Annotated in this window: 9 protein-coding genes; 1 reads left to right on the top strand and 8 read right to left on the bottom strand. The window is 62.7% G+C overall.

The features are described 5' to 3' along the window. Positions 1-42: 42 nt before the first annotated feature. From P3C29_RS28690 to P3C29_RS28655, 8 genes are all read right to left on the bottom strand, one after another. Positions 43-198: a hypothetical protein gene (locus P3C29_RS28690; protein ID WP_275966036.1), complete on the bottom strand. Its 156-nt coding sequence runs from the start codon at positions 196-198 to the stop codon at positions 43-45. 251 nt (positions 199-449) lie between these two features. After that, a complete protein-coding gene (nagE, locus tag P3C29_RS28685; protein ID WP_275966035.1) occupies positions 450-2,156 on the bottom strand; it encodes an N-acetylglucosamine-specific PTS transporter subunit IIBC in 1,707 nt (568 codons plus the stop codon). Positions 2,157-2,182: 26 nt separating this feature from the next. Further along, the gene (ptsP, locus tag P3C29_RS28680; RefSeq protein WP_201121618.1) at positions 2,183-4,690 is read right to left on the bottom strand and encodes a phosphoenolpyruvate--protein phosphotransferase; all 2,508 of its coding nucleotides are present in this window, start codon (positions 4,688-4,690) and stop codon (positions 2,183-2,185) included. A gap of 36 nt (positions 4,691-4,726) precedes the next feature. Further along, positions 4,727-5,749 carry an SIS domain-containing protein gene (locus P3C29_RS28675; protein ID WP_201121617.1) on the bottom strand — a complete coding sequence of 341 codons (1,023 nt, stop codon included), beginning with the start codon at positions 5,747-5,749 and terminating at the stop codon, positions 4,727-4,729. Then, the gene (gene nagA / locus P3C29_RS28670) at positions 5,730-6,836 is read right to left on the bottom strand and encodes an N-acetylglucosamine-6-phosphate deacetylase (protein WP_201121616.1); all 1,107 of its coding nucleotides are present in this window, start codon (positions 6,834-6,836) and stop codon (positions 5,730-5,732) included. The genes P3C29_RS28675 and nagA overlap by 20 nt, the downstream gene beginning before the upstream one ends. A 10-nt stretch (positions 6,837-6,846) precedes the next feature. Next, entirely contained in the window at positions 6,847-7,605 is a 759-nt protein-coding gene (locus P3C29_RS28665) for a GntR family transcriptional regulator (protein WP_010176837.1), read from the bottom strand. A 263-nt stretch (positions 7,606-7,868) separates the two neighbouring features. Beyond that, positions 7,869-8,372 (bottom strand): L,D-transpeptidase family protein, encoded by a 504-nt coding sequence (locus P3C29_RS28660; protein WP_010176835.1) that lies wholly within the window; start codon positions 8,370-8,372, stop codon positions 7,869-7,871. 43 nt (positions 8,373-8,415) lie between these two features. Next, complete coding sequence (locus P3C29_RS28655) at positions 8,416-8,964, bottom strand: NUDIX hydrolase (RefSeq protein ID WP_003209606.1); 549 nt, start codon at positions 8,962-8,964, stop codon at positions 8,416-8,418. Between the two features lie 146 nt (positions 8,965-9,110). On the opposite strand from P3C29_RS28655, the gene P3C29_RS28650 reads away from it, so the two are divergent. Then, positions 9,111-9,713, top strand: a complete 603-nt coding sequence (locus P3C29_RS28650; RefSeq protein WP_010176834.1) for a CoA pyrophosphatase — start codon at positions 9,111-9,113, stop codon at positions 9,711-9,713. Positions 9,714-9,725 lie beyond the last annotated feature (12 nt).

Raw genomic sequence — 9,725 nt, 5'->3', positions numbered from 1 at the left:
CAAGCCCGCTCACCACAAGCAAGCTCGCTCACCACAATTTTGCTAGGCGCCGGTTACGGCTTCGCGGCCACTGACCAACCGTTCCAGTGCCTCACCCAAGCCCGACGCCTTGTCACCAATCAGCAAGTGCCAAATACCGCTCTCAAGTTGACTCACGCCCTGGCAACCCAGTGCCGTCAGTTGGGACTCGAACAGCACCGAACCATCCCCCAATTCCACCCGAACAGGCGGATCCGGTTTAGAAACATTTCTTCCCTATAGGCAGTAACCCTGTGGTGAGCGGGCTTGCCCCGCGCTGGGCTGCGCAGCGGCCCTAAAACCTGCCACAGGGTTCTATCTGAAAAAATGCGTCGTTCTTATTGGGGCTGCTGCGCAGCCCAGCGCGGGGCAAGCCCGCTCACCACAAGCAAGCTCGCTCACCACACGCAAGCCCGCTCACCACAATTTTGCTAGGCGCCGGTTACGGCTTCGCGGCCGCTGACCAACCGTTCCAGTGCCTCACCCAACCCCGACGCCTTGTCACCAATCAGCAAGTGCCAAATACCGCTCTCAAGTTGACTCACGCCCTGGCAACCCAGTGCCGTCAGTTGGGACTCGGACAGCACCGAACCATCCCCCAATTCCACCCGCAACCGCGTCATCGCCACCGCGTCCAGTTGCAGCACATTGGCCCGACCGCCCAGTGCGCTCAGCCATTTCTCGGCCTCGTGCACATTCACCGGCGTGCTCTTCTCAACCGGCGCAGCAGCGACCGGCGTTACCCCAACATACGAAGGCATCGCCAACCGAATCTCATCGGCAATGCTGTCCGCCATCGGCCCGACCACCACCTGCAAACTCCCGCCATTACCCGGCCGAACCACAGCCATGGCGCCCAGCGCTTTCAAATCGGCATCCACCGCCTTGTTGCGGTCCACCATGTCCAACCGCAGGCGCGTCGTGCAGGCACCCACACTGAGCAAATTCTCCGCACCACCCAGCGCCCGAATATAAGCCCCGGCCCGCTGGTTATCGGTCATGGTCTCAGCCTGTACGACCTGAATATCCTCACGCCCCGGCGTCTTCAAATTGAAGCGGCGGATGCAGTAATTGAACACGCTGTAGTAGATCACCGCGTACGCGAGCCCAACCGGGAATACCAGCCAGCCGTTGGTTGACTTGCCCCAACCCAGCACCATGTCGATAAACCCGCCGGAGAAGGTAAAGCCCAGGTGGATGTTGAGCATGTTGGTGATCGCCATCGACAACCCGGTCAACAGCGCATGCACCAGGTACAGGAACGGCGCGAGGAACATGAACGCGAATTCGATCGGCTCGGTCACGCCGGTGAGGAACGAGGTCAGCGCCATCGACAGGAAAATCCCGCCCATGATCTTGCGCCGTTCCGGCAGTGCGTTGCGATACATCGCCAGGCAGGCGGCGGGCAGGCCGAACAGCATGACCGGGAACATGCCGGTCATGAACTGGCCGCCTTTGGGGTCGCCGGCAAAGTAGCGGGTCAGGTCGCCGGTCACCACCGCGCCTGTCGTCGGGTCGGTAAAGGTACCGAACACAAACCACGCCATGTTGTTGAGGATATGGTGCAAGCCGGTGACGATCAGCAGGCGGTTGAACACGCCGAACACGAACGCGCCGAAGCTGCCGCTTTCCATCAGTAGCACGCCGAAGCTGTTGATTCCTTGCTGCACCGGTGGCCAGATCAAACCAAAGATCACCCCCAGCGCGACTGCCGAAAACCCGGTGACGATCGGCACAAACCGTCGCCCCCCAAAGAACGCCAGGTACTCCGGCAGCTTGATGTCCTTGAAGCGGTTATACAGCGCGCCGGCCATCAAGCCGCTGGCGATGCCCGCGAGCATGCCCATGTTGATGCTGGCGTCCATCACCTTGAGGGTGGAGACCATCACCAGGTAACCAATGGCCCCCGCCAGGCCCGCCGTGCCGTTGTTGTCGCGGGCAAAACCCACGGCAATCCCGATGGCGAAGATCAGCGCCAGGTTGGCGAAGATCGCCTGCCCGGCGTCGTGCATCACCGCGATGTTCAGCAAGTCGGTGTCGCCCAGTCGCAGCAGGAGGCCGGCGATCGGCAAAATCGCGATCGGCAGCATCAGCGCACGGCCCAGGCGTTGCAGCCCTTCGATAAAATATTGGTACACGGCGTGTCTCCCTATTCTTGTTGTTTTCAGCTCAGCGGCCAGTGGTGTTGACAGGCTTGGCGAACGGCTTTGGCGCTGCTCAGGTTAAGCAGGCTTTGGCTCAGTTGCCGGCATTGGGCTGCGTCCAGGTGGCGGACACGGTCCTTGATTTCTCCGATTTGCGGCGGGCTCACGGACAGCTCGCTGATGCCCAGGCCGATCAGCACCGGCGTGGCCAGCGGGTCGGACGCAAGCGCACCGCAAACACCGACCCAGCGGCCATGTTTGGCGGCGCCGGTGCAGGTCTGGGCGATCAGCCGCAGCAGCGCCGGGTGCAGGGCGTCGACCCGGGCGGCGAGGCCGGCGTGGTCGCGGTCCATGGCCAGGGTGTATTGGGACAGGTCATTGGTGCCGATGGACAAGAAGTCCGCGTGCTCGGCCAGTTGTTCGGCCATCAGCGCGGCGGCGGGCACTTCGATCATCACGCCCAGCTCCGGGCGTTGGGTCAGTTCCAGCTCGGTGCACAACTCATCGAGGCGCTGGCGGATCTGCAGCAGTTCGTCGACTTCGCTGACCATTGGCAGCAGGATCCGGCAACGCTCCAGTGGCGAGACTTGCAGCAGGGCGCGCAGTTGCTGGTCCAGCAGTTCCGGGCGCACCTGGGCCATGCGAATGCCCCGCAGGCCCAGCACCGGATTGGTCTCGAACGGCAGCGGCAGGTAGTCGAGCTGCTTGTCGCCGCCCACATCGATGGTGCGGATGATTACGGACTTGTCGCCCATGGCGTCCAGCACGGCTTGATAGGCCTGACGTTGCTCTTGCTCGTCGGGCGCAGTGCGGCGATCGACGAAGAGGAATTCAGTGCGCAGCAGGCCGACGCCATCGGCGCCGTTCTCAAAGGCCAATTGGGCTTCGGCGCTGGAGGCAACGTTCGCGGCCACTTCAATCCGCACGCCATCCTGGGTGCTGGCGGTGCCTTGGGCGTTGGCGTGTTGCTGTTGGCGGCGCAGTTTTTGTGCGTCGCGCAACTGGTGGACCTGGGCATGGCGCGCGTCATCCGGCGTCAGTTCCAGCCGGCCATTGGCGGCATCCAGCACCACACGCTGGCCTTGAGGCACATCAAGCAATTCAGTGCCCAGCGCAACCACACACGGCAAGCCTTTGCCTCGCGCCAGAATCGCCACGTGAGAGGTTGCACCGCCTTCAGCCATGCAGATACCCGCCGCGTGTTGTTGGCTCAGTTGCAGCAGATCCGAGGGGGTCAATTCATGGGCCGAGACGATCGCGCCGGCCGGTAATTCGAAATGCCAGGCCTCGCCCAACAGCGCCCGCAGCACGCGTTGTTGCAAGTCCCGCAGGTCGTTGGCGCGTTCGGCGAACAGCGGTTTGCCGAGGGCCAGCAGCACCGCGCACTGGGCCTGGATCGCGTCGCGCCAGGCGTGAGTGGCAGCGCTGCCGTGTTCGATGGCGGCGGTGGCGGCCTCCAGCAGCGTCGGGTCTTCCAGCAGCGCCAGGTGGGCAGCGAAGATTTCTTCTTCCTCCACATCCTTGCGCTGGCGGGCCTGGTCCAGGGTGTGGCGGATTTCACCGCGCACGTGTTCCAGGGCGGTGTCCAGGTGCTGCAGTTGCTCATCCGGGACGTTATTGCCCAAGTCTGCCGGCAGCTCGATTCCGTTCAGACGGAACAGCGGGCCGCAGACCAGGCCGGGCGCGGCGCAGACGCCTTGCAGTACACCGGCTTCGGTATTTGCACGGCGCGGGGCAATGACCACTGGCGCGTGATGTTCTTCGCCAACTGCCACCGACAGCGCGGCGACCAGTGCTTGCAGCGCCGCTTCACAATCCTTGCCCCGGCAGGTGACCTGCACCTCGTCCTGCTCGCCAATCCCCAATCCCATCAAGCCGATCAAACTGTCGCACGAGGCCGTCTTGCCGGCGAAGTGCAGCTGCGACTGGCTGCTGAATGCCTGCGCCGTCTTGCGGACCAAGGCAGCAGGGCGCGCATGCAGGCCGCCACGGTGGGTGATGCGAATCGTCGCGCTGGCTTCGGTGACCGACTCATCAATTACCTTCGCCGCCCCGGCCAACCGCGCAACCACGTGCAGCAGCGGCTCGCCGACCTTTACCGTCTTCAAGGTGATCGGCCGCAGCTCAAACAACTCGCTGTTGGTCAGGATGATCAGGCTGACCAGGCTTTTGCACTGGCGCGCGATCAGGTCCAGGTCAAACTGCACCAGCGCCTGGCCCTTGCTGACCCGCGCGCCTTGCTTGACCAGCAGCGCAAACCCTTCGCCATTCAGTTCCACCGTGTCGATGCCCACGTGCATCAGCAACTCAGCGCCGTTATCCGCACGAATGGTCAGCGCATGCCCGGTGCGGGCGACATGGATGATCACCCCATCGCACGGCGCATGCAGGCAATCGTTGAGCGGGTCGATGGCAATGCCGTCGCCCATGGCGCCACTGGCGAACACTTCGTCGGGAACGTTGCCCAGGGTCAGCACCGGCCCACTGAGGGGAGCGCTGAGGGTGAGGTCTTTATTGTTGTTGGACATGGGCACGGTACTCATCAGGAAAACGCTGCAATCAACTCAGTGGGTACGGGTCACTTTGCTCAAGTGACGCGGTTGGTCCGGGTCCATGCCTCGGGCCTCTGCCAAACCGGCTGCCATCACATAGAAGCTCTGGATCGCCAGGATCGGGTCCAATGCCGGGTGTTCGGCGCGGCTCAGGGTCAGGTCGCGTTCGGCGATGTCGTCGGGGGCGGCCAGCAGCACGCGGGCACCGCGCTGGCGCATGTCGGCGGCCAGGCTCAGCAGGCCGGCTTGTTCAGCACCGCGCGGGGCAAAGACCAGCAGCGGGTAGTTGTCATCGATCAGGGCCATCGGCCCGTGGCGCACTTCGGCGCTGCTGAAGGCTTCGGCCTGGATCGCCGAGGTTTCCTTGAGCTTGAGCGCCGCTTCCTGGGCGATGGCAAAACCGGCACCGCGGCCGATCACCATCAGTTGCTGGCAGTCGCGCAGGGCGTTGATGGCCACGCTCCAGTCTTGTTTGGCGGCTTCACGCAAACCGTCGGGCAAGGCCTTGCAGGCCTGGAGCAACTCGTCTTCCTGGTTCCAGTGGCCGATCAATTGGGCGCTGGCACTCAGGGTGGCGATAAAGCTTTTGGTGGCGGCAACGCTGCGTTCCGGCCCGGCGCACAGCGGCACGTGGAATTCGCAGGCGGCTTCCAGCGGTGAGTCTTCGGCGTTGACCATCGAGATGCTCAAGGCGCCACGTTTGCGCAACAGGCGCAGGCTGTTGACCAGGTCCGGGCTTTGCCCCGACTGTGAGAAGCCGAACGCCACTTGCCCGCTGACTTTGAGCGGCGATTGCAGCATGGTCACCACCGACATCGGCAACGACGCCACCGGAATCCCCAGGTGCTGCATGGTCAGGTAGGCGAAGTAGCTGGCGGCGTGGTCCGAGCTGCCGCGGGCGATGGTCATCACTACTTGCGGCGGCTGGCGTCGCAGGCGGCCGGCGACTTCCACCAGCAACGGGTCCAGGCGCTGCAGTTGAGCCTCGACGGCCTCACAGGAGGCCAGGGCCTCTTCAAGCATTTTTGAAGTCAATGGTTTCTCCTTCGACCATTACGTCGGTGAGGTTCAGGGAGCGGTCCAGGCGCACGCAGTCGGCAAAGCTGCCGGGTTGCAGGCGACCGCGTTCTTCGAGGCCCAGGTAGTCCGCAGGAAATTGCGACAGGCGTTGTGAGGCTTCGCTGATCGGCAGGCCGATCTTCACCAGGTTGCGCAGCGCCTGGTCCATGGTCAGGGTGCTGCCGGCCAGCGTTCCATCGGCCAGGCGTACGCCGCCCAGGCACTTGGTCACGGTATGGCTGCCCAGCTTGTATTCACCGTCGGGCATGCCGGCGGCGGCGGTGGAATCGGTGACGCAGTACAGGCACGGTATCGAACGCAAGGCCACGCGCATGGCGCCGGGGTGCACGTGCAACAGGTCGGGAATCAGTTCGGCGTATTGGGCGTGGGCCAGCGCCGCGCCGACGATGCCGGGCTCGCGGTGATGCAGCGGGCTCATGGCGTTGTACAAGTGGGTGAAGCTGGTGGCGCCGGCGGCGAGGGCGGCGACGCCTTCCTCGTAGCTGCCCAGGGTGTGACCGATCTGCATGCGCACGCCGCGTTCGCTGAGGGCGCGGATCAGGCCGTCGTGGCCGGCGATTTCCGGGGCAATGGTGATCACCCGGATCGGCGCCAGGCGCAGGTATTCTTCGACTTCGGCCATCAACGCGGTGTGGGCGAAGTTAGGTTGTGCGCCGAGTTTTCCCGGATTGATGTAGGGGCCTTCCAGGTGCACGCCGAGCACGCGGGCGGTGCCGGTCGGGCGGCTTTCGCAGTAAGTGCCGATTTCGCCGAGCACGCGGGAAATTTCGTCCACCGGCGCGGTCATGGTGGTGGCCAGCAGGGAGGTGGTACCAAATCGTACGTGGGTGCGGGTAATGGTCTGAAAGGCGTCGCTGCCTTCCATGATGTCTTTGCCGCCACCGCCGTGTACGTGCAGGTCGATAAAGCCTGGCAGCAGGTACGGCAGGTCGTTGTCAGCCGGGTCGCACGGGCTGCCTTCAACGGCAGTCACCTTGCCGTGCTGGTGCACCAGGCGGCCGCGAATCCAGCCGCTGGGCGTGAGGATGTTGTCTTCGGACATGGGCAGTTCTCTAAATTCGCAGTTCAGCGGAATAGTCGTGGCGGCGCAGTTCTGCGACGAAGTCGTAGTAGTCGTTGCGGCAATAGGTGTCGGTGATTTCAATCGGGGTGTTGTCGGCGGTGTAGCCCACCCGGGTCATCAGCAGCATGGCGGTGCCGGGGGCGATGCCCACCAGGGCCGCGAACTCGTCCGAGGCGTTGATTGCCTGGATGTGTTGCAGGGCGCGCACGATGGGCTTGCCGATGCTTTCCAGGTATTCGTAGAGCGAATTGCCGATGGCCTGCGGGTGCGGGAGGACAGAGGCGGGCATGGCGGTCATTTCAATCGCCATCACCGTGTCGTCGGCCTTACGTAAACGCTTGAGGCGCGCGACCTTGTCGCTGGGCGACAGGCCCAGGCGGATCAATTCTTCATGGGTCGGCGGGGTGATCTCGCGCTCCAGCCACTGGGAAGTCGGCACAAACCCCTTGAGCCGGAGCATTTCGCTGAAGCCCGAGAGGCGCGACAGCGGCTGTTCCAGACGCGGCGTGATAAAGGTTCCGGAGCCTTGGCTGCGACGGATCAGGCCTTGTTCGAACAGCACTTCCAGCGCCTTGCGGGCTGTGACTCGGGAAATGCTCAGTTGCTCGCTGAGGGCACGTTCCGAAGGCAATGCCTGCTCGGATTTCCATTGGCCGGCATGAATCGCGGCTTCCAGGTTACGGGCCAGTTGCAGGTACAGCGGCGTCGATTGTTTGTCGTCGGGGCGCAGGGTCAGGATGGGGTTCATCGTGTCGGTTTCCGATGCGGTTATTGGAGTGTTGTCGCCCGGTAGTGATCGAAAGCTAATACCACTTAAATACCATGTCAATGCAGCGAAAACGGTGCAGACGAGTGTTTGCGGGCGCCTTAATAGTGCGCCAGATCAAGTGGTATTAGAGAGGTCTTTCTTGTGGGCAGAAGCACGCAGCTTGCCGGGGTGAACTGGTATTCACCGGCAAGCGCTGCGCGAGGCAGGAATTTTTTTCGAATTATTTTACGGGTGGCGGGAAATTACGGACGAATCTCGATCATGGTGCCGTCCTTGACCAGGTTCCAGACCTCGCGCATGTCGACATTGCGCATGCCGATGCAGCCGTCGGTCCAGTCCAGGGTGTGGAACAGCTCTTCGGGGTAGTCCTCGGCGTCGGGGGTGCCGTGGATCATGATCATGCTGCCGGGTTTTACCCCTTCGCGGCGGGCGCGGGCGGAGTCGCTGATGTTGGGGTAGGAGATGTGCATGGCCAGGTTGAAGCGGTCGCTGGTCTTGCGCCAGTCGATCCAGTAGAAGCCTTCCGGGGTTCGACGGTCGCCTTCCATCAGCTTGGTGCCCTTGGGGTTTTTGCCCAGGGAAATGCGATAGGTCTTGAGGGGCTTGCCGTCGTTGATCAGTTGCAACTGATGGGCGGACTTGAGCACCAGGATTTTCTCGACAGGTTTGCCGCCCAGGATCAGTTGGGTGGAGGCTGGCGACAGCGTGGCAAACGACAGGCAGATCAGAGCAAGCAACCAACGCATTAAAACGGTATCCCCTGAGAAGACTACGTGCCGCCTGGAGTTGTTATTTGGCCAATTGGGTCAGTGGCGGCACCGACTCGCTGCGCACCGGATACGACTGTTGCCGGCGGTCAGCAAAAAAGCATTCTAAGGTACGCCCGACCGTGCGGAAAGCCAGCTCTGACCAAGGGATGTCGGCTTCATCGAATAAGCGCACTTCGAGGCTTTCGGGGCCTGCGGCAAAGTCCAGGTCGATCAGCTCGGCGCGGTAGAAGATGTGCACCTGACTGATGTGCGGCACGTCGATCAGGGTATAGATGCTCAGGTTGCGCACCCGGGCGCAGGCTTCTTCCAGGGTTTCGCGCATGGCGGCCTGCTCGACGGTCTCGCCGTTCTCCATGAAGCCGGCGGGCAGGGTCCAGAAGCCCAGGCGCGGCTCGATGGCGCGGCGGCACAGCAACACTTGATCGCCCCATACCGGCACGGTGCCCGCGACGATATTAGGGTTCTGATAGTGAATGGTCTGACAGTGATCGCAGACATAACGCAGGCGTGCGTCGCCTTCGGGAATGCGCTGGGTGACCGGTTTACCGCACTGGCTGCAGAAGTTCATGCTGGGGTTCCTGGAGAGTGCGCCTATCTTGGCGTGACCGGGTATGGGCTGCAAGTTGTCGTTTAGCGACATGGCCAGGGTTTTGGGGTTGGGCGTGCGCAAGGTTTGGTGCATGATGCAAGGTAGCCAACAGACCGAGATGACTCATGCTGGACGAGCTACTTCGCCGGGTAAGCAATCATACGCCCCACACGCTGGAGACCGACGGTCGTTTCCCGGAAGCGGCGGTACTGGTGCCGATCACCCGCAGTGACGAACCCGAGCTGATCCTGACCTTGCGCGCCAGCGGGTTATCCACCCATGGCGGCGAAGTGGCGTTCCCTGGCGGGCGCCGCGACCCCGACGATCCCGACCTGATATTCACCGCGCTACGTGAAGCGGAAGAAGAAATCGGCCTGCCGCCAGGGCTGGTGGAAGTCATCGGCCCGTTGAGCCCGTTGATTTCCCTGCACGGTATCCGTGTCACGCCTTATGTAGGCGTTATTCCTGATTACGTTGAATACCTGGCGAATGACGCCGAGATCGCGGCTGTTTTCAGCGTGCCCCTGGAGTTTTTTCGCCAGGACCCGCGCGAACATACCCACCGTATCGATTACCAGGGCCGCAGTTGGTACGTGCCCAGTTATCGGTTTGGCGAATACAAGATCTGGGGCCTGACGGCGATCATGATTGTCGAGCTGATCAATCTGCTCTATGACGATGCCGACATCAGCCTGCATCGACCGCCGAAAAGCTTCATCAATACCTAAGAGCCAGATGGC

The sequence above is a fragment of the Pseudomonas sp. 1912-s genome, from assembly GCF_029269205.1.
Taxonomy (GTDB): Bacteria; Pseudomonadota; Gammaproteobacteria; order Pseudomonadales; family Pseudomonadaceae; genus Aquipseudomonas.
Note: the sequence above shows the minus strand (reverse complement) of the source record. Positions and strands in the feature narration are given on the sequence as shown.